Genomic DNA, 23,844 nt, shown 5'->3' on the forward strand with positions numbered 1-23,844 from the left:
TAAGCCTAAACCTGCAGCCAGAATGTCACTGGGCCATCATTAACCAAAGACACTTTCATGTCGGCTGCGAATCGGCCACGTTCCGTTGGCAACACTGATTCACATTGGTCAGAGAAGTAGTTGTAAAGACGCTCTGCATCTTCTGGGTGAGCACCGCGAGAAAATCCAGCTCGTGTCCCTTTCTTGGTGTCAGCTGGCAAAGTGAATTGAGACACCACTAATACCTTACCTTCTACCTGCTTCACGTTAAGGTTCATTTTATCGTCTTCATCTCCAAAGACACGATAAGTGGTCACTCGTTCCATCAAACGTTTGGCTTTGGCTTCGTCATCACCTTTTTCTACACCTAACAGAACTAATAAGCCTTGCTCAATCTCACCCACTACTTCGCCATCAACACGGACGGCAGCTTCACTTACTCTCTGGATCAGTGCTATCACTGTTGTTTCCTTGCTCTGTAATTTTGTCTTTATCCGACGAGTGTACCATTTCTTGAGAGTCACTCCACTGTTCCTGCTCGCCCAACGCGGCCGTCACTTCAGCACCCACTAACACAATCAACCAGCACAAATAGACCCAAACAAAAAGAATGGGAATCGCCGCTAATGCGCCATAAATCAACTGGTAAGACGGAAACTGAGTAATGTAAGCTGCAAAGCCTTTCTTGCTGAGTTCGAACAACAGAGCCGCCACTAGAGAGCCAGCTGCCGCATGAGAAAAGTGAATCTTTTTGTTGGAAACCAACAGATACAGACCGAAAAACGCAAAGAATGAGGTAATCAAAGGGAGCTTGCGAATCACGGTATTAAAAGCACTCGACACGACTTCGTTTTGTAACAAGTTTAATGATGTCACATACGACGTTGCAGCAATGCTCGCTCCGATCAAAATAGGCCCAAGTGTTAGCACCATCCAATACATCGAAAAAGACAACACAGCACGTCGCTTTTCCGTTACTCGCCAGATGTAGTTTAGGTTTTTATCAATATTGGAGATCAGCATCAGAGCGGCAATGAATAAGAACACACTGCCCACCGCCGTCATCTTGCCGGTATTAGCAACAAACTCCAGTAAAGCACCATGCACCGCATCCCCGGAAGCGGGAACAAAGTTGGTAATAACGAAGTTTTGAATCACTAAACCAACATCAGCAAAAACTGAAAATGACGACAAAATAGAGAGCAAAACCGTCAACATCGGTACGATCGAGAGCAAAGTAATGTACGCCAAGTACCCTGCATTCACATTAACTCTATCGTGCGTCATCCGCGTAAGAAGATAGCGGGAAAACTGGATGCTTCCTGTAGCTGCCTTTTTTATCTTCAACTTGTAACTCCCTGGTAACTCGTTCATAGTCCTAATTAATATTCCGTTATATTAATCACAGTAAGTAAATGTTCAAAAATAGCGTAGGAAAAAGGCTTGAGAACAAGGCAGAGTTTTGTGATAAGTAGTTATTCTACAATCAAAAACTCTAACGCCGTTATCGAGCATTTTAACAAGCTAGGTTGAGCAGTTATTTACTACGATTGATATTATTTAACTATAGGAAACTAGGATGCCTTATTTAATAGTTATAGTCCTCTCTATTTTTACTCTTACTGGATGCCAATCAGCTTATTACTCCGCAATGGAGCAAGTGGGTTACCACAAGCGTGACATTATGGTCGACAGAGTGGAAGACGCTAAAGAGTCGCAACAGGACGCTCAGGAAGAGTTTACTAGCGCACTTGAAGCCTTGAGTAGCCTGACTAATTTTAGTGGCGGCGACCTTGAAGACATGTACAACAAGATTAATGATAAATACCAAAACAGCGAGAAAGCCGCGCAAAATGTCAGTGACCGAATTGCTGCGATTGAAGATGTGTCGGATGCGCTATTTGCAGAGTGGCAGGGAGAGTTGGACCTTTACACCAGCGATTCACTGCGTCGTTCAAGTGAGAAAAAGCTGCGTGAAACCAAATCATCTTACCAGACCATGCTTTCAGCGATGAAACGGGCTGAGAAGAAAATGGATCCGGTACTCAACACTCTTCGCGACAACACGCTTTATCTCAAACACAACCTCAATGCGAGTGCCGTTGGTTCATTGCAGGGAGAGTTTATGAGCTTAGAAAAAGACATCGCCTACGCAATAACACAGATGAATGCTGCGATAGCTGAGTCGGATAAGTTCTTAGCACAACTCAACCAAAAATAACGTTTCAGAGACAGGACACGATGAAGCCTATCATTATTACTGGCGGTCCCGGAGCCGGAAAAACAACTCTGATTAACGCCTTGGGTGACATGGGTTACCCAACCTTCGCAGAGTCCTCTCGCCACCTGATAGAACAGCAGAGCCAACTTGAGAACGGTATCTTGCCTTGGTTAGATCTTCCGGGGTTTGCTCACTTGTGCTTAATATTGATGAGTGAGCAAAAAGAGCAAGCGAGGCAGCAACCGGTAGCGTTTCTTGACCGTGCGATTCCAGATATCTGTGGTTACTTAGCTCAGGCGAACCTTGAGATTGATGAGAACTACCGAGAAGCGAGCCAAGACTATCACTCCCAAGTCCTATTCTGCCGCCCTGAAGCTTCTATCTATGTTCAAGATGAAGTGCGCCCTTATCCCTTTGAAGAAGCACTAGAGATTCACTGCGCGTTAGTCAGAGTCTACCAAGAGCTTGGCTATGCGATAGTCGAGGTGCCATTTTTGCCAGTCAAAGAACGGGCTCTATTTGTTAAAAGCCACCTAGGTATCAAAAGCTAACTACCCAACTCAGTCGTTCCTCCCTCTTGAGGATAACGAATACTTGAATGCCCTTCGTATCTCGCATCTCGCATCTCGTTTACTCGTATCAACTCTAACACCACATAAAACAAAAGCCCCGAGCAGCTAGGCTACTCGGGGCTTTCTTATTTATTCTAAAACGTATTGCTTGAATAGCTAGAAGCTAGTCAGCTGGCGATTAAGCCTTAGCTGGACGTGCTGCACGCTTACGTTCGTTTTCAGTAAGAAGCTTCTTACGGATACGTACGTTTAGTGGCGTTACTTCTACTAGTTCATCTTCATCGATAAACTCAAGAGCTTGCTCTAGAGTGTGCTTGATCGGTGGAGAAAGAACTTGTGCTTCATCAGTACCAGATGCACGAACGTTCGTTAGTTGCTTACCTTTCAGACAGTTTACTGTCAGGTCGTTTGAACGGTTGTGAATACCGATTACTTGACCTTCATAAACTTCATCAGCGTGCTCTGTAAATAGACGACCACGAGCTTGAAGGAAGAACAATGCGTAAGTCAGTGCTTTACCAGTCGCGTTCGAGATTAGAACACCGTTGTTACGTTGACCAATGATACCGCCTTTGTAAGGACCGTAGTGATCGAACGAGTGGTAAATAAGACCAGAACCAGACGTCATTGTAAGGAATTCAGTTTGGAAACCGATAAGACCACGAGAAGGCATCATGAAGTCCATGCGAACACGGCCTTTACCATCTGGTGCCATATCTGTTAGCTCACCCTTACGTAGACCGATGCTTTCCATGATCGCACCTTGGTGCTCTTCAACTACATCGATAGTAACCGTTTCGAACGGTTCCATTTTCTGACCATCTTCTTCTTTGATGATTACTTCTGGACGAGATACTGCTAGCTCGAAACCTTCACGACGCATGTTTTCGATCAGGATAGAAAGGTGAAGTTCACCACGGCCTGATACGCGGAAACGGTCTGGACTTTCAGTTTCTTCAACACGTAGTGCAACGTTATGAACCAATTCTTTTTCAAGACGCTCAAGGATGTTACGTGAAGTTACAAACTTACCTTCTTTACCCGCGAACGGAGAAGTGTTTACTTGGAACGTCATTGTTACTGTTGGTTCATCAACAGACAGTGGTTCCATTGCTTCAACAGTGTTTACGTCACAGATAGTGTCTGAAATTTTCAACTCACCAAGACCTGTGATTGCAATGATGTCGCCAGCGTTAGCTTGTTCTACTTCGTGACGCTCAAGACCTAGGTAACCAAGTACAGTACCTACTTTACCGTTACGTTTTTTGCCTTCAGCATTCACGATAGTTACTTGTTGGTTTGGCTTAACAGAACCACGAGTAACACGAGCAACACCGATAACACCTACATAAGAGCTGTAATCAAGTTGCGAAATTTGCATTTGTAGTGGACCGTCAAGGTCAACTGCTGGCGCTTCTACTGTATCAACAACAGCTTGGAACAATGGTTCCATGTTCTCGCCAGTTTCACCTTCAGTCATTGTTGCCCAACCGTTTAGAGCTGAAGCGTAAACAACGGTGAAGTCTAGTTGCTCATCTGTAGCACCTAGGTTGTCGAAAAGGTCGAATACTTGATCCATAACCCAATCAGGACGAGCGCCTGGGCGGTCAATCTTGTTGATTACAACGATTGGCTTAAGACCGTGTGCGAATGCTTTTTGCGTTACGAAACGAGTTTGAGGCATTGGGCCATCAACTGCGTCAACGATAAGCAGAACAGAATCAACCATAGACATGATACGCTCAACTTCACCACCGAAGTCCGCGTGTCCCGGAGTATCTACGATGTTGATGCGGTAATCATTCCAGTTGATTGCTGTGTTCTTAGCAAGGATTGTAATGCCACGCTCTTTTTCGATGTCATTCGAATCCATGACACGCTCTTCAGCTTCACCACGAGACTCAAGAGTGCCTGACTGTTGTAGTAGTTTATCAACCAAAGTCGTTTTACCGTGGTCAACGTGCGCGATGATCGCGATATTTCTTAACTTATCAATCTGTGGAGTAGACATGGATTCTCGATTCACTCATAAAAGTAGCCGTCACTTATCTCAAAAGTTTGGATAATAACCGCTAGCTTGATTTAAAAAACGGTCAATAATATACCAGATTCTAGACAAAAACCCAGAAATATGTGATCTGAACCAAGGCTTTTTTCTTTATTAGCGATTCATATCCGCTTAACTTTGGTTCCGTACAGTGTCTAGTCGACTAATTCGTAGGGTTATCGAAAAGTATCACCCGCGAAGTGGGCAACCAAATCTCAGGTAAAATAACAAAAGTGGATTGACAACTTAGGCAATTCATTGCTGAATGGTGTTCGCTTATGTCTCATCTTGGTGCACAGATAAATAGTTGCACCAATACCGTGCAACCAAAGATCATTTTGGTGCAAAAGTCAGAGTTCGCAAATCAAGAAAACAAGTAAATCATTGAAATTAATGGAATAATTTTTTGGCACGTTTTTGGCTATAGATAAATCAGCATCGATTAATGCACGTATAGACATTAATCAATGCTGGTTTCAACCGAATCGAGCTAATACCGAATTAATAACACTGGAGGTTATCCAAGATGTCAGTAGAAAATGTACTATCCCTGATCCAAGAGAACGAAGTTAAATTTATCGACTTACGTTTTACTGATACAAAAGGTAAAGAGCAGCACATCTCTATTCCTTCTCACCAAGTTGATGCAGACTTCTTCGAAGAAGGCAAAATGTTTGACGGCTCTTCAGTAGCTGGTTGGAAAGGCATTAATGAATCTGACATGGTAATGATGCCAGACGCAGCTTCTGCTGTACTGGACCCATTCACAGAAGATGCAACGCTAAACATCCGTTGTGACATCCTTGAGCCTGCAACAATGCAAGGCTACGACCGTGACCCACGCTCTATCGCTAAACGTTCTGAAGAATACCTACGTTCTACGGGTATCGCAGACACAGTTCTAGTGGGTCCAGAGCCAGAATTCTTCCTATTCGATGACGTTAAGTTCTCAAACGACATGTCTGGTTCGTTCTTCAAGATTGATGATGTAGAAGCAGCTTGGAACACAGGTTCTGACATCGAAGGCGGTAACAAAGGTCACCGTCCTGGCGTTAAAGGCGGTTACTTCCCAGTAGCTCCTGTCGATTCATCTCAAGATATCCGTTCAGCAATGTGTCTAGTAATGGAAGAGATGGGCCTAGTTGTTGAAGCTCACCACCACGAAGTTGCAACTGCGGGTCAAAACGAAATCGCAACTCGCTTCAACACGCTAACAACAAAAGCGGATGAGACTCAAATCTACAAGTACGTTGTACACAACGTTGCGCACGCATTTGGCAAAACAGCGACATTCATGCCTAAGCCACTAGTTGGTGACAACGGTTCTGGCATGCACGTTCACATGTCATTGAACAAAGATGGACAAAACTTGTTTGCTGGTGATAAGTACGGCGGCCTATCTGAAATGGCTCTTTACTACATCGGTGGTGTAATCAAGCACGCTCGCGCAATCAACGCATTTGCTAACCCATCAACGAACTCATACAAGCGTCTTGTACCTGGTTTCGAAGCACCTGTAATGCTTGCTTACTCAGCACGTAACCGTTCTGCTTCTATCCGTATCCCAGTAGTACCAAGCCCGAAAGCACGTCGTATCGAGCTACGTTTTGGTGACCCAGCAGCTAACCCATACCTATGCTACTCAGCAATGCTTATGGCTGGCCTTGACGGTATTAAGAACAAGATCCACCCTGGCGAAGCTATGGATAAAGATCTATACGACCTTCCTGCAGAAGAAGCAGCTGAAATCCCAACAGTTGCAGAATCTCTACAAGGTGCTCTAGCAGCACTTAACGAAGACCGTGAGTTCCTAACGGCTGGTGGCGTATTCTCTGACGACTTCATCGATTCTTACATCACTCTGAAATCTGATGACGTACAGCGCGTGAACATGGCTACACACCCACTTGAGTTTGAACTGTACTACTCAGTTTAACCCTTAGTCGGTTAGCATGTAATTCTTACTGCAGTAAAAGCTATTGCAACATGTAAGAAGCACTAAAAAATATTAGGCTCGCCTCGCAGGCGGGCCTTTTTTCTATTCTCCCTCCCCCAGCTTCCTCGTACCATATCTTAAACAAAGCCCTCAGAGGCTGTTGCTATAAATACAATAAAATCAATAACAAAACTAACGTCAAACGTGAAAACACCTAACGGTGGAAAGAGGCTAACGATATGAAAAACATACTGTTCCTAATCGGATTAACAGTCGCATTCTCGTGCTCTGCTCAAACGGTGTACACCTGGGAAGATGAGGATGGTGTGCTTCACTTTAGTGATACCCCTACAGATCGAGGTGCGGAGGCTCTGCGCCTACCTGACGTACAAGCTTCCGCGCCTGCTCCTAAATTTGAGGCTTCAACGCCTGTTGACGCTGCAGATCCCTCTACAAGTAAAACGGCAACACCAGCTCAAGCTCAGAAAAAAACAGATAACACGAAACGAGAGATACCCGCTCAGTTAGCCCTCAGCATGCTGACTCCAGTTCATGATCAAACCATCCGCAGCAACCGTGGCTTAATCCCAATAAAAATAGAACTCAACCGCAAGCTTGGTATTGGAGAGCAGTTGCAATTGATGCTCGATGGTCGTCGTTATGGCGCTCCACAAACCCAACCTAATTGGGAATTGAAAGGTATCAATCGAGGCACTCACACCATTGCAATTCAAGCACATAGAAGCGGCAAGCTTATTGCATCTACTAGTCCAGTCACCGTGTATTTACATCGAGCGACGCTCAAGTAAGCCAATGTGTTAAAAGAGGCCAAATTACCTCTATTTTTCACCTGATCGAAGCAGCTTTCAGCGACTCTAATGAATTATCTTTAGCTTCTGGTTGATATGCGCCATACTTGAACTTAGCTTCGCACCAATTTGGTGCAGTGAGAAAAACACCAGTTCAAGGACGAAATAGTGAATCGATCAGCCAAAAGCGACAGCATAGATACACATCATCTTTCCAGCGCCATTCTCGACAATATGGTGACCTCAACATTGATGCTCGATGAGCAACTGTATGTCCGATATGCCAACCCGGCGGCTGAACAACTCTTTTCGCAAAGTGCACGACGTATCGTTGATCACCCTCTGAGCCAACTTATCCAGCACGCCTCACTGGATTTAGCGCTGTTGACTCAACCGCTACAAAGTGGCCAAAGCATTACCGACAGTGACGTTACCTTTGTGGTTGATAACCGCCCACTAATGCTTGAGGTAACAGTGAGCCCAATATCTTGGCAGCGAGAAACGCTGTTATTGGTTGAGATGCGCAAGATAGACCAACAAAGACGCCTCAGCCAAGAGCTCAACCAACACGCACAACAACAAGCGGCTAAACTATTGGTACGCGGATTAGCCCATGAGATTAAGAATCCATTGGGCGGATTAAGAGGAGCCGCGCAGCTACTTGGTAAAATGCTTCCTGATCAGTCCCTTAATGAATATACGCAGATCATTATTGAACAAGCCGACCGCCTGAGAGCTTTGGTCGATCGCCTGCTTGGGCCACAGAAACCGGGGACCAAATCGGAAGAGAACCTTCACCAAATACTTGAAAAAGTAAGGCAACTCGTCGAGCTAGAATCAGGTTCAACACTCGTCATCGAACGAGACTACGACCCGAGCCTACCGGACATCTTGATGGATTCAGCACAGGTAGAACAAGCCATGCTCAATATAGTGAGCAACGCAGCTCAGATTCTGAAGGCTCAAGAATCAGGGAAAATCACCATTCGCACCAGAACGGTGCATCAAGCAAACATTCATGGTCAGCGACACAAACTCGCCGCTCGCATTGAGATCTGCGACAACGGCCCGGGTATCCCCGATGAATTGAAAGACACCCTGTTCTACCCAATGGTCAGCGGACGAGAAGGAGGCACTGGCTTAGGGCTATCGATATCTCAAAACCTGATCGATCAGCACAACGGAAAAATAGACGTTGAAAGCTGGCCAGGTAATACCACATTCACGATTTATTTGCCGATATAAGCGAAGCCTTGATTCCCACAGGAAACAACGTTTCATCGGCAACAACGAATACCGAACAATAAAAACAACAATGATTATCACAATAGATTTGGCTGCAAAGGAATTGAATTATGAGTAAGGGATACGTTTGGGTCGTCGATGACGACAGCTCTATCCGCTGGGTAGTAGAGAAAACACTTTCATCTGCGGATATAAAGTGTGAAACATTTGCTGATGCAGAGAGCGTATTACTTGCTCTTGAGCGCGAGACGCCAGATGTATTGGTATCTGACATTCGCATGCCCGGCATTGACGGTATCGAGCTTTTGCATCAGGTTCATCAACGCTCTCCCGACCTGCCAGTGATCATTATGACCGCGCACTCAGACCTTGATGCGGCGGTCAATGCTTATCAAAAAGGCGCTTTTGAGTATTTGCCAAAGCCGTTTGATATCGATGAGACACTGACTTTAGTAGAGCGAGCAATCGCCCACAGCCAAGAGCAAAAGCGAGAACAAGCCAGCGAAGTAACCGAAGACACCAACGCGCCAGAAATCATTGGCGAAGCGCCTGCGATGCAGGAAGTCTTCCGCGCCATTGGTCGTTTGTCTCGGTCATCCATTTCCGTGCTCATCAATGGTGAATCAGGTACAGGTAAAGAACTAGTCGCACACGCCTTACATCGTCACAGCCCAAGAGCGAAAAAGCCCTTTATCGCCCTAAACATGGCAGCCATTCCCAAAGATCTCATCGAGTCAGAGCTGTTTGGCCATGAGAAAGGCGCGTTTACTGGAGCCAACAGCGTTCGCCAAGGACGCTTCGAGCAAGCCAACGGGGGTACTCTGTTTCTTGATGAGATTGGCGACATGCCACTCGATATTCAGACTCGACTACTGCGCGTGCTGTCTGATGGCCAGTTTTATCGCGTAGGTGGACATTCTGCGGTTAAGGTCGATGTTCGTATCGTTGCCGCAACCCACCAAGATCTTGAGCGCTTAGTACATGACGGTGGTTTCCGTGAAGACCTTTTCCATCGACTCAACGTCATCCGAATCCATATTCCGGCACTACGCGAACGTAAACAGGACATTGAAAAGCTGACTCACCACTTCCTAGCATCAGCCGCTGAAGAGCTTGGCGTAGAAGTGAAGACACTACACCCAGAGACCATTTTAAAGCTCAATCAGCTCAATTGGCCGGGTAACGTGCGTCAGCTTGAGAACATTTGTCGTTGGTTAACAGTAATGGCGAGCGGCAGCGAAATACTCCCTTCGGATCTACCTCCTGAGTTGTTGGAAGAGAAGGTAGTGATCAGCGAAGGTACTGATGGTAATTGGCAACAACTGCTGGCTAATTGGGCCAAGAGTGCGCTTGATTCCGGCGAAAAAGAGCTGCTGACTTATGCTCTACCCGAGTTTGAACGTATATTATTAGAGGCCGCACTCAACCATACTAATGGCCATAAACAAGATGCAGCGAAAGTTTTAGGATGGGGAAGAAATACCCTTACTCGTAAACTCAAAGAGTTGTACTGATCTTTATATGCATTTAGATGCATATTTTTTAAAGCTAAAAAGGTGTCGCTTGCTTTGAATAGTATCGGTACAATTACAGTACACTATCTATCCAAACTGTAGCTAAAGATGTCTTTGAAAACACAAATTACCTTGAGAACCGCAGTGGTTCTGCCATTCGTGATGATATTTCTCTTCACTATGGGCGTAATGATTTTCACTCAAAAGCAAAGCTACAAAGAGATGGTGAGTGATATTAGTGCACGCCAACTAACATCACTCACAGATAATGTTCATCAAAGCCTTGCCGATTTTTTAGAAAAGCCATTTCACGCTAACCTTTCACTAAGTCATAACATCGGTTATCACAACCTTTATAAAGAGGGAAATCTTAGTCAGGTTCAAGACTATATTCTTTATAAGTTTTCTGCGCATTTTCAAGCGATACCTCAGCTTGATGTGATCGGCTTTGGTTCTGAAGATGGTAACTATGTCGGCTTTCGAAAAGAAGTTAACAACGGCTACACCTTGATGGCCCGAGATGATCGAACTCAAGGCAAACTTGTCATTTATCGTGGTAATGCGATTAGCGGAGACATTCGAACCATAATTTCAGGTTATGATCCTAGAGTTCGCCCTTGGTACACTCCAGTAGTGACACAGAACAAGGCTGTATGGTCATCAATTTATGCCAATGCAGATGAACGACAAGAGATCACTTTATCGGCTCTCGCTCCTATTTATAGTGACAACGAGCTCAAAGGCGTCCTCGCCAGTGATATCAAGATCCACACCTTTAATGCTTTTCTCAAAGAGCTAAAAGATGAAACAGATGCTTCTGTTTATATTATTGATAAGCAACAGCGCTTAGTCGCTCATTCGGGCGGAGGCAGCGTGGTCTCTTGGGGAACAGGACAAACAGACAAAGGCCAGCGCTTGTTAGCAACAGAGAGTGCTAACGCGGTAATACGTGAAAGTGCCCGTTATGTAGATAAGTTTCATCTAATCGATGATTTAAATGTGCAGCGCTTTAGTTTTAATTTAGATAACGAACGATATTTCAATCAGCTTACCCCTTATGAAGATAAGTACGGCATCACTTGGATTATTGGTATGTCGATCCCAGAAAGTAGCCTACTTGGTGAATTACCAAAAAACCAAAGAAACAGCTGGTTACTCGGTCTAACGCTCAGTTGCATTGGTATTATCGCTGGATTAATTGCCTTTAATCGCGTAACTCAACCCATAACTTCAACTGCAGGCGCAGCAAAGCGCCTTGCCAAAGGTGACTGGGATACGAGCATGCCAAAAACGGGCAATATCTATGAAATTAGCATGTTAACTGCGTCATTTAATGAAATGACCAACAACTTAAAGGCTTCTTTTCAGGCGTTACAGGCTCAACTTACCTATGACTCATTAACCAAACTGTATAGTCGTGAAGGCTTTATTGATACAGCCAAGAAAAACCCTGAAAACGAAAAAGGTACACTTTACTTAATTGGTATTGACCGCTTCCGAGATATTAATGATAGCCTCGGCCATTACAATGGTGACCAACTGCTTATCATTGCGGCCGCTCGTTTAAGAGGTACGCTACCATCGAACTTCCTGTTAGCTCGAACTGGCGGAGATGAATTTGCGATTTACGCTCCTAACATCAATCAAATAGATGACGTTCAACTACTGACGAGTCGCTTACTTCGAATCTTTACCTCCCCATTTGCCATGGAATCAGAAAGCGTGGTCATCAAAGTATCAATGGGTGTCGTGAATGTCTCGAACGTCAACGACATTACACTGCTGCTACGCAACAGCAGCATAGCCTTGAGCAACGCAAAGCAAGACAAAACCAGCGTCAGTATTTACAGCCCGGAGATGGGCAAAGCATCGAGATATCGTACCAAGATGCTGGCACGTCTTAACAAGGCAATTGAGCTTCAGCAGTTCGAGCCTTTCTATCAGCCTATAATCGACCTTGAATCTGGAGCAACCATAGGTGCCGAGGCTTTGGCTCGTTGGGTAACGGACGAGGGTATAATCTCACCTTTGGAGTTCATTCCTTTAGCAGAAGAAACAGGATTGATCTACGACATTGGTAAGCAGATTTTGCACAAGTCATGTCGAGATACCGCAATTGCGATTGAATCTGGAAAATGGAATAAAGACTTCTCTATTCACGTTAACTTATCTGTCGACCAACTGAGTGAAAGCGGATTCATTGAATTGGTTAAAAGCACGCTGCGTGACACCAAATTACCAGCCCAAAACCTGACGCTAGAGATCACTGAATCACGCATCGTCGACAATGACCAAACCATCATCGATAATATGCTGACGCTAAAAGCACTAGGTATCTCGATTGCAATTGATGACTTTGGTACCGGCTATTCGTCACTGGCTTACTTACACAAACTGCCATTTGATTGCTTAAAGATCGATCGCAGCTTCGTCAGTAAGTTGGAAAAAGAGAACCTAGACAGCTCCATCGTCGCGGCCATCGTCAACATAACCAAGGGTTTCAAAGTGAGTTTGGTAGCAGAAGGCGTTGAAACACAACAACAAGCTGAACTACTCAAGCAGCTTCAATGTCCGTTAGCTCAAGGGTTCTTATACAGTCGTCCAGTTCCGTTTGACCAATGGCCTACCGACCTCGGCACCAAGCAAAATGCTAAGTTTAAAACGAATAACAAAATCGAACAAAACGCAGAGGCCAAACAGAGCACCAAAGAGAACCTCGCCTAAATCAGGCACAAATCGAATGAGTCAGATACAAAAATACCAGCATGATGCTGGCATTTTTTATGTTTCTATTCTCTATCGAGTTATTAGATGACGCGAGAGAATTGCTGTTGGCGAGCCTTGGCACGTAGGTATTTATCAAAACACATACAGATGTTACGGATCAGCAAACGGCCACGCAAAGTTACGCGGATTTCTTTGTCATCGACTTCAACCAACTCATCGTTGATAAAGGTTTGTAGAAGCTCTAAATCTTCTTTGAAGTAGCGATTAAAGTTAACCGAGAACTCAGATTCGATCATTGTTTTATCAAGCTTGAAGTTACAAATCAGCTGCTTGATCACTTCACGACGTAGAAGGTCGTCACTGTCTAGTGCAACACCTTTCCAAAGTGCATGGCGCAGGTCATTCACTTGAGCGTAGTACTTCTTCAGCTCTTTCTGATTTTGTGCGTAAGCATCACCAACCATAGAAATCGCAGAAACACCGAAACCAATTAAGTCAGCTTCACCTTGGGTCGTGTAGCCTTGGAAGTTACGATGCAGAATACCTTCACGTTGTGCTACGGCTAGCTCATCTTCAGGTAGTGCGAAGTGATCCATACCAATGAACTGGTAACCCGCACCGGTTAGCGTCTCGATAGTATCTTGTAAGATAGCCATCTTCTCTTTAGCTTCAGGTAGGTCTTCATCTTTTATCTTACGCTGCGCAGCAAACAGTTGCGGCATGTGTGCGTAGTTAAATACAGATAAACGGCCCGGCTTCATTTCTAACACTTGCTTCAATGTTTCAGCGAACAAAGCTTGAGTCTGCTTTGGTAGGCCGTAGATCAAATCCAGGTTAGTTGAACGGAAGCCTAGCTCTGTCGCACGTTGAACCATTGCAATAATGAACTCTTCATCTTGCTCACGGTTAACCAGCTTCTGTACTTCTTTATTAAAGTCTTGCACGCCAATGCTCAGGCGGTTGAAGCCTTCATTTCGAAGGTGGTCAAGTACGTCTAGCTCAATCTCACGCGGGTCAACTTCAATACTGATTTCAGCGTCAGCGGTGAAGTTAAACTCTTCACGCAAAATGCCCATCAAACGAGTGATTTGTGTTTTGGTCAAGAACGTTGGTGTACCACCACCGAAGTGCAGTTGAGTCACTTTACGGCCATTCAATAAAGAGGCGCGCTGGCGGATTTCATGTTCAATCACATCCAAGTACTCATCCGCTTTATGCGAGTGACGAGTAATGACTTTATTACAACCACAGTAGTAACAAAGCTTGTGACAAAATGGGATATGCACGTAAAGAGAGAGTGGACGATCAGGATATTGAGTACACGCCATGTCGTAATCAGCGACGGTAAACGCTTCATGAAACTCCAACGCAGTTGGGTATGAGGTGTAACGAGGTCCCGAATAGTTGTACTTGTTTAAGATCTCTTGATCCCAAACGATTTGCTGATTCGTTGTTACTGGCTTGCTCGACATAGCGGTATTTCCAATTTAGATCCGCGAGAACCTAAGGTCTCTCAAATCATTTTACATACATTAAAATATAGACGGGTTATTTTGCCACACGACCTGTAAGGTCGTTCCAAGACAAAATCAATTTTTTAGACAAAAACTCAGAACTGCTAGCTTGATCACTAACAAAGCGTCGGGATTAACGAGACGCAAAAGGTAAGAAGGCTCATTTAACATCATCTGTTAAAGACAAAACGTATTAAAGACGTGAGTCTTAAAAGCTGTATGCCTCAAAACAGCGCGTCTTGAAAACTAAATGTTAAACAAGCCTCTATTTTAAAAGTCTTAGCGACTAGATCATCTGAATGTTGATTTGGTTGTTGAGAGGTTTAACCTTCTCTTGCAACCTTTTCAGATCTTCGATGACCGCATCATTCAAGCGAGTCTCTGCCTTATGGCGCGTGAGATTCTGCTGCATGCGTTCTTTCTTCGTCAGTTCCTGTCTTGCCTCTCCGCGAGCCATATCTTTTACGATATGGTACAGCTCAGAAAGAGCAGGATATTCAGAATCAAAATCGACACGCTCATCACCCTGAACATTATCCATAATGATACACACTCGGATACTGATCTCAGGTAAGTCACATTGCCCTTGAATGCCCGCTAAGCACAAAGTATTTACGTTTTCGTAAATCGTCGCGTTACGTTTTTCAATGGCTAGTGCTTGATGCTGCTTTTGCAACTCCGTCTGCTTCTTCACTTGAAGTAGAAGGTAACCTGCGTAAGAGCCCAAGCCGAGAATGATAATTCCACCAGCAATTGCTAATAAGGTTACATTCATTGGCTATTAACCTTTAAAGCTGTCTAAATCGAAATCTTCGAATTGAGATAGCAAGTCTTCGTCAGAGCTCGCTTTCTTCTTAGAGGCAACCGGTGCTTCTTCGAAGATCTCTTCTTCATCGTCTTCTGGCTCTAGTAGACCTAAGCGGCCCATTAGGTGTTCGATACGATCAAGTTTCTCATCAACAAACTTCTGTAGACCAGCACCTAGGTTTTCACCATTTTCGATACGATCTAGCAGTGTGTTCAGTTGAGCATCATTCTCAAGCATCTCTAACTCTTGTTCGTTAGATAGCTTGCGCTCTTGTTTAGTCGGCTTCTTCGCTGGTTCAACGATCAGCGGGATTTTTTTCTTGCTGCCTAAACGAGGGTCACGAGCTTGTGCAGCTTTACGCTGTTTTGCTTCGCTACCATCAGAGTGACGGCTGCCAGACTTAAGGCCTTTACGCTTTTTAACACGCTTACGTTCACGACCTTCAACATCAGATTCACTACGGTTACGAGTAACCATAGGCTCCGGAGCGCCAAGTGCTCCCGGCTTTCTTGATTTCTTACTACGACCCATTACTGCACTTTCCTCAGTAAAATTACATCATTTCCAAAAAATTCTAGTTCGAGCTTATCCCGCTCTGCCAAAAACTGGAATGTTTGACGACTAAAGAAGACGACATGTGTCGGGTCATTCTTGTAGTGCCAACCAGCAAACGCGTCTACGTCTATTACTAGTTTAGTCATAAGACCAATCCAGCCCTTGGGTTTAACTAAATTCAACCATTGCTGCCACACTTTGTCTGGGTGGTAAAGATGCTCTATCACCTCCGTGGCAGTCATAAAGTCATACGTTTTTTCCAACACAGAAGCTTCTGGGTGGTAATAGATATCGTACAACTCCATGGTGTGTCCGGCTTCTTCTAACATAATAGATAGCGTAGGGCCTGGGCCACAACCAAAATCCAACCCTTGTGAGTTAGATGAAATTTTGTCTGTTAGTGGATCCGCGATGCGAGATAGAAAACGGCGATAGCCTGCATCACTAGGATCGTTCTCATGGAGATCATAGTGTGCTTTTTCTTCTTTTGCTTCTAACCTTTGTTCAGGTTTAACAAATACCAGTTCACATTGCTGACACTGCAGATAGGCTCTGCGTTTGTCTTCAAAATAGTGATTCACGCCTTGGTGATGGCATAAGGGACAAGTATACATAGCACATCCTTAAACAGGGATGCGAAACATACCAGAAACTGAGTTTATAGTGGAGAGGTATTGGGTGTTTTTTCATCAAATCAATAAAAAAAGCGATAGGAAAACCTATCGCTCTCTAAATCTGCCTATATCGGCCAAAATTTGCATACTCAACTTGGTACACAAATCTCCATTTGTTATTGGTGCTTTCCATGCCAAATTTGTTTGTTGTTCATCGTCCTGATGAGTTTTGGCTATCCTTTTCTAACACCTTGTTGCTGGGCTGTCCTAGCCTGATCCGTTTCTGTCTATACCGTTAGACTAGATGACCATCCGTATCTAAGTCAGCTCCTAGCTGATGGCGGCTACTTTACCTTTTTACAAAAAGACTACAAGAGTGCGAGCTCACACTTTTGTACACAATTCGAACACGCATTGATAAATTAGACATTAACACAAACCGGATATATAAAATCAATACAAAAGAAAACGCCCCAACCATTACTGATCGGGGCGTCTCTTCAATCTCGCTCGAACGTACATTTCATTACTCTGGCTAAGAGCAAGAAACCGACATATTAGTGTAAACCACCAACGTACTTCGATAAGGTATCAATATCTGCGTCTGTTAACTTTTTAGCTACATCACGCATCATCGCATTCATGTCGTTATTACGGTTACCATCGCGGAATTTCTCAAGTTGAGCCTTGATGTAATCTGCGTGCTGACCTGAAATCTTAGGGAAACCAGAAAGTTCGGTACCATTACCACGAGGGCCGTGACAAGCAATACAAGCCGTTACGCCGCGTTCTGCGTTACCCGCAGTGTAAAGAACCTTACCTTCATCTACTACATTTTCAGGAGTAGAGTTACTAGAGATAGGGAGAGATGCGTAGTATGCCGCTAGGTCAGCCATATCTTCTTCAGATAAAGGCATCGCCATTGCACCCATTACAGGCTCGTAACGACCTTGTTTACCACCACTCGTCATACCTAGCTTAAGCTCTTTTAACTGCTTCTCTAGATACTTCTCATGTTGACCAGCCAGCTTAGGATACTGAGTGATCAGACTGTTGCCGTCAGCACCGTGGCAGGCAACACATGTTTGTGATTTGGCTTTACCAGCTTCAATACTACCTTGAGCCCATACTGAGCAGCTGGCTAAAAGACTCAAAATTAGCGCTAATTTCTTCATGACATTCCATTATAATTATCAAGCTTCCAGTACCACTCTATGTTGCCACTCATGGTACAATAGGCGACCTTATGCCGAGCACGGTTATTTTACACAAATTCACAAAAAAGTAATCAATCGACTACACAAAGTCGAGATGGAGTTAACAGTGAGCGTAAAAATTCATTATCAAAACACGCATTTCATTACCAGTGCACCTGATATTCGTCACTTACCAGAAGACGAAGGGATCGAAATTGCGTTTGCAGGACGCTCCAATGCTGGTAAATCTAGCGCACTAAACCGCGTTACAAACCAAAAAAGCTTGGCGAAAACCAGTAAAACCCCAGGTCGAACTCAGCTAATTAACCTATTTAAGGTTACCGACGGCTGTCATATTGTCGATTTACCGGGATATGGCTTCGCTCAAGTACCGCTTGAGATGAAGAAAAAATGGCAGAAGTCGCTAGGTGAATACCTACAACGACGTGAAAGCCTAAAAGGTTTAGTGGTATTGATGGATATCCGTCACCCAATGAAGGAGCTTGACCAACAAATGATCTACTGGGCTATCGATAGCCGCATCCCAGTACAGGTTTTGTTAACAAAAGCAGACAAGCTGAAAAGCGGTGCGCGTAAAGCACAGCTACTGAAAATCCGTAACGATGCGAAATCTTTCGGTGGTGATGTAGCGGTTGATGTCTTCTCTTCAATGAAGGGCATCGGCGTTGACCAACTGCGTGCCAAGATGGATGAGTGGTTTGCACCTGTGTTTGCTGATCAAATCATTGATGAGCTAGCGGACGAAGAGCAAAACGACTCAGAGTAATTCCTCTATCTAGAGCTTTATCTATTAATTAGAGGTTAAAGCACTGACAACACGTGATTTAGCCTTATCAATACCCTGCCTTTTATAGGTGGGGTATTTTTTTACCCACAAATTAGTGAGTTAAACCTAGATCTTGAGAGTTAAAGACAAGATTAATCAGTTAGAAGCGAGAGAAGTGAACCATACTAAAAGACAACCTTTAACAAACTAAACAGTGAGAAAGGAATACTCATGTGGAAAAAACCCTTGGCGACCATCGCACTTATATTGATCTCATTTTCCGGTGTAGCATCTGAAGCGGAACAGCCCAAGACCGAGGCCGCTCTAGTCAATGTTGATATGACTTTAGACCTAGATGGTATGGAAAAGTATGCAAAAGACGCGAGTGAGTCCCTTGAGGTGATATCGCAATCTTTGCAGGCGATAGTCAACAACCCCAACCTCAGCAATGACCAACAACAAGCCCTGAATCAAACCGTTGAAAGCATCAATCAGCTTGCGAGCTCCACCAAGACATCACTCAATCAACTCCCACAAGTCTTAGACCAATCTCGACTCGCCTTTAAGAAAACCAGTCAATTACTGCTAGATGATATCCAAACTAAAATCATTATTGCGTTGGCAGCCGTTATCGCTGTCATTGTTATCGCGTTGACCGCTATCTATCTACTTATCCTAAAACCCATGCAGCAAACCTTAGTGGAAGCGACCAACAATATCTCTTCTATGGCGCAATCTATCCAGATCACGGCCGAAGCTCTGAAATACAGCACCGAGAAACAACAGGAAATCATGGACTACATTGAGCATTCACCCACTCAATGTCCTGATAAATAAGACGTAAGCGATCAATGTATTATGAGTTACTTGTAAAATAAAAGTTATTTTCAAGAATAAAACAATGCACTTAGAGACGGATTAAAATTACCAATTGCTGATTGAATTCCAGATCTAAGGCAATCAAGTGTTTATCACGCTGCTTGGGGGAAACGTAACAAAAGGCACTAAAAATGGGAGATTTTACGGGGGAATAGTAGGTTGGAGATATTTTTCTTTCGCACAAGAAAAAACGCCCCAGTCAAATACTGACTGGGGCGGCTGAATCAGCCTAATCCAATAACGTGAAACAAAAGGTCTGAAAGATAGAACATCTTACCTCTGTACCCTACAAGATTTAATGTACAACAATTGCTCAGAAATGAAAACCATTTTTGTAGTTTTTTTTCATGAACGTTTTATTAAAACACCCAAAATCTTCTTATGACTTAACTTTATTCGAGACAAAAAAAAGCCAGTGTTTGTGCACTGGCTCATACTAATTTACTCAATAAGGTCAAAAACTGATTAGTGGGCTTGATCCCAGTTGTCACCGTGGCCAGCTTCCGCGACAAGCGGTACTTCTAGCTCTGCGGCGGATTCCATCAATTCTTGTACTTTACTTTCAATTTCGGCTAAAGCTGACTCTTCCACTTCGAAGACCAATTCATCGTGTACTTGCATAAGCAGTTTCACACGACCATCGCCTTCCGCTTGAATCCATTCATCAACCAACAGCATCGCTTTCTTAATGATATCTGCTGCTGTGCCCTGCATTGGCGCGTTGATTGCCGCACGTTCAGCAGCCTTACGACGCATGCCATTTCGAGATTGAATCTCAGGAAGGTGCAGACGACGACCGTAAATGGTTTCAACAAAGCCTTGCTCTGAAGCCGCGCTGCGTGTGTCTTCCATATACTGCATCACACCTGGGTAACGCTCAAAGTAAGTATCCATGTAGTGTTGTGCTTCGCCACGAGGAATACCTAGCTGCTTAGCCAAACCAAAAGCACTCATGCCGTAGATAAGACCAAAGTTAACCGCTTTAGCACGACGACGCTGCTCAGTGGTCACACTCTCAATATCAACACCAATGATCTCAGCAGCCGTTGCCGCGTGGATATCTTTGCCTTGTTGGAATGCTTCCAGCAGCGCTTTATCACCCGATAGGTGCGCCATGATACGCAATTCAATTTGAGAGTAATCGACCGCTAGAATCTTCCAACCATGCTGTGCAACGAATGCTTGGCGGATACGACGACCTTCTTCATTACGAATTGGGATGTTCTGTAGGTTTGGATCAGTCGAAGACAAACGGCCCGTCGCGGTCACCGCTTGATGATAAGACGTATGAACACGACCAGTCTCAGCGTTGATCATCTTCGGCAGTTTATCTGTGTACGTCGACTTAAGCTTCGCAAGACCACGATACTCAATGATCAACTTAGGTAGCGGGTAATCAAGCGCCAGCTCTTGAAGCACTTCTTCGTTGGTTGAAGGTGCACCTGATGGCGTTTTCTTGATAACTGGCAGACCCATTTTCTCAAACAGGATCGCTTGCAGTTGTTTTGGCGAGTTCATATTGAACTCTTGCTCTGCTATCTCGTAAGCTTTCTGCTCTAGCTCATCCAGACGAACCGCAATCTCTTGCGATTGAGCCCCTAACAACATGTCATCAATGAATACACCTGTGCGTTCAATGCGAGACATCACAGGGATCAGCGGTACTTCGATTTCTTCATAGATGGTTTTTAGCTTTTCATCTTGCTCAATGTTTTCCATCAGGCGGTTATGAAGACGTAATGTCACATCAGCATCTTCTGCAGCGTATGGAGACGCCTCACCCAGTTCAATCTGGTTGAAAGTAAGCTGTTTCTTACCTTTACCTGCGATTTGCTCAAATGAGATGCAGCTGTGCTGAAGGAAACGCAGCGCTAGGCTGTCCATATCATGCTTGCCACCTACGCTGTTGAAAACGTAAGACGCCAGCATGGTATCGTGTTTGATGCCTTTCATCTCGATACCGTAGCGCGCTAGCACACTCATATCGTACTTCAGGTTTTGACCCACTTTAGCTTGAGCATCATCTTCAAGAATCGGTTTCAGTTGTTCAAGTACCCAATCACGATCCAGCTGTTGCGGTGCATCTAGGTAATCATGAGCAACCGGTACGTAAGCGGCAACGCCCTCGTCCGTCGCAAATGATAGACCGACCAGGTTCGCCACCATGTAATCAAGGCTGTCTGTCTCAGTATCAAAAGCAAACAATTCAGCTGCTTTAAGCTTTTCTAACCAAACATTGAATGACGCTTCATCTAGAATCGTTTCGTAGTTGCTACGATCAATCGTCACGGCAGACGTATTCATCTCTACAGTAGAAGCGCTGCTACGTACTGATCCAGCTCCCGCTGCGGCAGATTTCTCATCCGCCTCAACCACTCCGCTGCCACCTTCAAGGAGCTCGTTCAGCCAAGATTTGAAAACCAATTGACCGTATAGCTTGATCAACTCATCGATATTGGGTTGAGCTTTTACCAATGATTCTGGTGTCTCTTCAAGCTCAACATCTAGCTTGATTGTTGCAAGCTCGTAAGACATGTCAGCATTGGCTTTATTATCAGCCAGCTTCTTAGCCATCGTCTTCGAACCACGGAAACCAAGCGCCGCAATATCATCAAGATTCTGATACAACTTTTCGATACTACCAATGCCTTGCAGCAAAGCCGTCGCTGTCTTGTCACCCACACCCGGAACACCAGGGATGTTATCGACTTTATCACCCATCAGTGCCAAATAATCGATGATCAGTTCTGGCGGGATACCAAACTTCTCAATCACACCTTCGCGATCCATTACCACGTTGGTCATGGTGTTGATCAGAGTAACGTTGTCATCAACTAACTGCGCCATATCTTTATCACCAGTACTGATAAGTACAGGCATCCCCATCGCAGAAGCTTGAGAAGCAAGCGTACCAATCACGTCATCTGCTTCAACGCCAGGAATAGAGATAAGTGGCAAACCCATCGCACGAATCACATTGTGCAATGGTTCTATCTGGCAACGAAGATCGTCAGGCATAGGTGGGCGGTTTGCTTTGTACTCTGGGTACATGTCATCACGGAACGTTTTCCCTTTCGCATCAAAAATAACCGCAATACGATCAGAAGCAAATTGACGCATCATGCTGCGTAGCATGTTAACTACACCATAAACAGCGTTCGTTGGGATATCACCATTGCTCATGGTGCCAGGGTAAGCATGGAACGCGCGATATAGGTAAGAAGAGCCATCGATCAGAATCAATGGATTATCAGGAATACGAGCCATAATATTTGTGAATCCAGTAAGTACAGAAATTATCTGTTAAGAATGCCACGTCTGTTGGTTGGATTCCATGTTGTCGATCTGTATCCGTTCACTCGGTTGTATTCGTTATAATCGATTTGTTGTTATTTTTTGTTCTTAGACGCAAGCGTTCTGTGGATAACTCTGTTTATATTATTTATCCACCCTGTTGAGAATTAAGGTTAACAAATCAAAAAACACCAGCAACACACTGAAAATAAAGAATAATTCTACAGATCGAACATATGATCAACGATCTTTTTACGATCCTGCATTGTGGAAAAGAATGCTGATGGCGTTTTATTCATAAAAAAACGTGCCACTAAATATGCATATTGTTGAATTGGAGGTATAAAAAAAGCGACACCCGAAGATGTCGCCTAGCAAAAACTGGTAAAGCCATTCAAATTGAATACCACAGCTTTACCTAAAAGCTATAAATTACACTGGAAGCAATGTGAGCAATGTCGTGTCAAAAAGAACTTAGTACAAGTTCGCGAGAATTCTGTTGGGTAACCAAGTTGATACTTGAGTACTTAACATCCTTGTGAACATTTCCTCATTCCCTAAGACAGGGTTAATAATAATGATTCTCATTTAATAGTCAACAACTAAATGATAATAAATCTCATTAAATTCATTTTAAATGATTTATCACCCCGATAAAGCAAATCATTAAGCTGATAATTGCTTCACGAAATGGATTCGATTTTCATTAATCTCTTCTTTTTCTTCCAATTTTTCAATTCGATATCCATTTTTCAATAGTAAACACAGCATCGCAGGAAACTGGTTACGAGATTTTACTTTCAGCTGCTCATAACCCCGCTCTTGTGCCCACTGCTCCTGAACATCTAATTGAGCCTGTGCGACCCCCTTATTTCTTGCAAGCGGTGACACACCACCAAACCAACTATAGAAAGTATTTGAGTTAAGCTCATAACCAATTTTAAAGCCGAGTAACACGTTCGCCTCTTCAGCCACTAAGATCAGGCTCTTTTTCCCTTCAAGCCTAGCTGCCAGTGAAGCGACACTCTCTTTTCTAGCAAATTCAGAGATCTGCTCGACAACAGACACAACCTCTCCCAGTGAACCTTCACGTACTATGACTGACATCTTCTTCCATCCTCATAAGCGAAAGGGCTGACACAATGGC

19 protein-coding genes are annotated in these 23,844 nt (G+C 44.2%); 9 read left to right on the forward strand and 10 right to left on the reverse strand.

The features are described 5' to 3' along the window. Positions 1–5: 5 nt before the first annotated feature. Both dtd and ACED28_RS05150 read right to left on the reverse strand, forming a co-directional pair. A complete protein-coding gene (gene dtd / locus ACED28_RS05145) occupies positions 6–440 on the reverse strand; it encodes a D-aminoacyl-tRNA deacylase (protein ID WP_004735590.1) in 435 nt (144 codons plus the stop codon). Further along, positions 412–1,353: a virulence factor BrkB family protein gene (locus tag ACED28_RS05150; protein ID WP_371709443.1), complete on the reverse strand. Its 942-nt coding sequence runs from the start codon at positions 1,351–1,353 to the stop codon at positions 412–414. The genes dtd and ACED28_RS05150 overlap by 29 nt, the downstream gene beginning before the upstream one ends. Before the next feature lie 205 nt (positions 1,354–1,558). Between ACED28_RS05150 and ACED28_RS05155 the strand changes: the two genes are divergently transcribed. After that, positions 1,559–2,200, forward strand: a complete 642-nt coding sequence (locus ACED28_RS05155) for a DUF2959 domain-containing protein (RefSeq protein WP_135445079.1) — start codon at positions 1,559–1,561, stop codon at positions 2,198–2,200. Positions 2,201–2,220: 20 nt separating this feature from the next. Then, complete coding sequence (locus ACED28_RS05160) at positions 2,221–2,751, forward strand: AAA family ATPase (protein ID WP_371709444.1); 531 nt, start codon at positions 2,221–2,223, stop codon at positions 2,749–2,751. Between the two features lie 199 nt (positions 2,752–2,950). Here ACED28_RS05160 and typA read toward each other — a convergent pair whose 3' ends face one another. Then, positions 2,951–4,783 (reverse strand): translational GTPase TypA, encoded by a 1,833-nt coding sequence (gene typA, locus ACED28_RS05165; RefSeq protein ID WP_009848036.1) that lies wholly within the window; start codon positions 4,781–4,783, stop codon positions 2,951–2,953. A 562-nt stretch (positions 4,784–5,345) separates the two neighbouring features. On the opposite strand from typA, the gene glnA reads away from it, so the two are divergent. The 5 genes from glnA (at position 5,346) to ACED28_RS05190 (ending at position 13,047) form a co-directional block, all read left to right on the forward strand. Beyond that, the gene (gene glnA / locus ACED28_RS05170; protein WP_009848037.1) at positions 5,346–6,755 is read left to right on the forward strand and encodes a glutamate--ammonia ligase; all 1,410 of its coding nucleotides are present in this window, start codon (positions 5,346–5,348) and stop codon (positions 6,753–6,755) included. A 239-nt stretch (positions 6,756–6,994) separates the two neighbouring features. Continuing rightward, entirely contained in the window at positions 6,995–7,564 is a 570-nt protein-coding gene (locus tag ACED28_RS05175; protein WP_371709445.1) for a DUF4124 domain-containing protein, read from the forward strand. A 168-nt stretch (positions 7,565–7,732) separates the two neighbouring features. Then, a complete protein-coding gene (glnL, locus tag ACED28_RS05180) occupies positions 7,733–8,809 on the forward strand; it encodes a nitrogen regulation protein NR(II) (RefSeq protein WP_012602997.1) in 1,077 nt (358 codons plus the stop codon). 110 nt (positions 8,810–8,919) lie between these two features. Then, positions 8,920–10,323: a nitrogen regulation protein NR(I) gene (gene glnG, locus ACED28_RS05185; RefSeq protein ID WP_371709446.1), complete on the forward strand. Its 1,404-nt coding sequence runs from the start codon at positions 8,920–8,922 to the stop codon at positions 10,321–10,323. Positions 10,324–10,431: 108 nt separating this feature from the next. Beyond that, positions 10,432–13,047 carry an EAL domain-containing protein gene (locus tag ACED28_RS05190; RefSeq protein WP_371709447.1) on the forward strand — a complete coding sequence of 872 codons (2,616 nt, stop codon included), beginning with the start codon at positions 10,432–10,434 and terminating at the stop codon, positions 13,045–13,047. A gap of 83 nt (positions 13,048–13,130) precedes the next feature. Here ACED28_RS05190 and hemN read toward each other — a convergent pair whose 3' ends face one another. From hemN to ACED28_RS05215, 5 genes are all read right to left on the reverse strand, one after another. Continuing rightward, entirely contained in the window at positions 13,131–14,522 is a 1,392-nt protein-coding gene (gene hemN / locus ACED28_RS05195; RefSeq protein ID WP_009848042.1) for an oxygen-independent coproporphyrinogen III oxidase, read from the reverse strand. A 328-nt stretch (positions 14,523–14,850) separates the two neighbouring features. Beyond that, positions 14,851–15,339, reverse strand: coding sequence for a DUF2489 domain-containing protein (locus ACED28_RS05200; RefSeq protein ID WP_017060164.1), 489 nt, complete (start codon positions 15,337–15,339; stop codon positions 14,851–14,853). A gap of 6 nt (positions 15,340–15,345) precedes the next feature. Beyond that, positions 15,346–15,903 (reverse strand): Der GTPase-activating protein YihI, encoded by a 558-nt coding sequence (gene yihI / locus ACED28_RS05205; RefSeq protein WP_017060163.1) that lies wholly within the window; start codon positions 15,901–15,903, stop codon positions 15,346–15,348. Further along, positions 15,903–16,541, reverse strand: coding sequence for a class I SAM-dependent methyltransferase (locus tag ACED28_RS05210; RefSeq protein WP_012602994.1), 639 nt, complete (start codon positions 16,539–16,541; stop codon positions 15,903–15,905). Before ACED28_RS05210 ends, yihI begins: the two co-directional genes overlap by 1 nt. 557 nt (positions 16,542–17,098) lie before the next feature. Continuing rightward, entirely contained in the window at positions 17,099–17,716 is a 618-nt protein-coding gene (locus tag ACED28_RS05215; protein WP_009848044.1) for a cytochrome c, read from the reverse strand. Between the two features lie 148 nt (positions 17,717–17,864). On the opposite strand from ACED28_RS05215, the gene yihA reads away from it, so the two are divergent. Continuing rightward, the gene (gene yihA / locus ACED28_RS05220) at positions 17,865–18,524 is read left to right on the forward strand and encodes a ribosome biogenesis GTP-binding protein YihA/YsxC (RefSeq protein WP_371709448.1); all 660 of its coding nucleotides are present in this window, start codon (positions 17,865–17,867) and stop codon (positions 18,522–18,524) included. Positions 18,525–18,755: 231 nt separating this feature from the next. Further along, positions 18,756–19,361 carry a hypothetical protein gene (locus ACED28_RS05225; RefSeq protein WP_017099575.1) on the forward strand — a complete coding sequence of 202 codons (606 nt, stop codon included), beginning with the start codon at positions 18,756–18,758 and terminating at the stop codon, positions 19,359–19,361. A gap of 507 nt (positions 19,362–19,868) precedes the next feature. Here the strand turns inward: ACED28_RS05225 and polA are convergent. Next, positions 19,869–22,670 (reverse strand): DNA polymerase I, encoded by a 2,802-nt coding sequence (polA, locus tag ACED28_RS05230; RefSeq protein WP_371709449.1) that lies wholly within the window; start codon positions 22,668–22,670, stop codon positions 19,869–19,871. A gap of 693 nt (positions 22,671–23,363) precedes the next feature. Continuing rightward, positions 23,364–23,804 carry a GNAT family N-acetyltransferase gene (locus ACED28_RS05235; RefSeq protein ID WP_009848048.1) on the reverse strand — a complete coding sequence of 147 codons (441 nt, stop codon included), beginning with the start codon at positions 23,802–23,804 and terminating at the stop codon, positions 23,364–23,366. Positions 23,805–23,844: the final 40 nt, after the last annotated feature.

This window comes from Vibrio sp. 1F253, from assembly GCF_041439295.1.
GTDB classification, from domain to species: domain Bacteria; phylum Pseudomonadota; class Gammaproteobacteria; order Enterobacterales; family Vibrionaceae; genus Vibrio; species Vibrio tasmaniensis_A.

Bases quoted from the DNA above. Each gene is read 5' to 3' on its own strand.
- ACED28_RS05150 (WP_371709443.1), bottom strand. From the start codon at position 1,353: ATGAACGAGTTACCAGGGAGTTACAAGTTGAAGATAAAAAAGGCAGCT.
- ACED28_RS05155 (WP_135445079.1), top strand. From the start codon at position 1,559: ATGCCTTATTTAATAGTTATAGTCCTCTCTATTTTTACTCTTACTGGA.
- ACED28_RS05160 (WP_371709444.1), top strand. From the start codon at position 2,221: ATGAAGCCTATCATTATTACTGGCGGTCCCGGAGCCGGAAAAACAACT.
- typA (WP_009848036.1), bottom strand. From the start codon at position 4,783: ATGTCTACTCCACAGATTGATAAGTTAAGAAATATCGCGATCATCGCG.
- glnA (WP_009848037.1), top strand. From the start codon at position 5,346: ATGTCAGTAGAAAATGTACTATCCCTGATCCAAGAGAACGAAGTTAAA.
- ACED28_RS05175 (WP_371709445.1), top strand. From the start codon at position 6,995: ATGAAAAACATACTGTTCCTAATCGGATTAACAGTCGCATTCTCGTGC.
- glnG (WP_371709446.1), top strand. From the start codon at position 8,920: ATGAGTAAGGGATACGTTTGGGTCGTCGATGACGACAGCTCTATCCGC.
- ACED28_RS05190 (WP_371709447.1), top strand. From the start codon at position 10,432: ATGTCTTTGAAAACACAAATTACCTTGAGAACCGCAGTGGTTCTGCCA.
- hemN (WP_009848042.1), bottom strand. From the start codon at position 14,522: ATGTCGAGCAAGCCAGTAACAACGAATCAGCAAATCGTTTGGGATCAA.
- ACED28_RS05200 (WP_017060164.1), bottom strand. From the start codon at position 15,339: ATGAATGTAACCTTATTAGCAATTGCTGGTGGAATTATCATTCTCGGC.
- yihI (WP_017060163.1), bottom strand. From the start codon at position 15,903: ATGGGTCGTAGTAAGAAATCAAGAAAGCCGGGAGCACTTGGCGCTCCG.
- ACED28_RS05210 (WP_012602994.1), bottom strand. From the start codon at position 16,541: ATGTATACTTGTCCCTTATGCCATCACCAAGGCGTGAATCACTATTTT.
- ACED28_RS05215 (WP_009848044.1), bottom strand. From the start codon at position 17,716: ATGAAGAAATTAGCGCTAATTTTGAGTCTTTTAGCCAGCTGCTCAGTA.
- ACED28_RS05225 (WP_017099575.1), top strand. From the start codon at position 18,756: ATGTGGAAAAAACCCTTGGCGACCATCGCACTTATATTGATCTCATTT.
- polA (WP_371709449.1), bottom strand. From the start codon at position 22,670: ATGGCTCGTATTCCTGATAATCCATTGATTCTGATCGATGGCTCTTCT.
- ACED28_RS05235 (WP_009848048.1), bottom strand. From the start codon at position 23,804: ATGTCAGTCATAGTACGTGAAGGTTCACTGGGAGAGGTTGTGTCTGTT.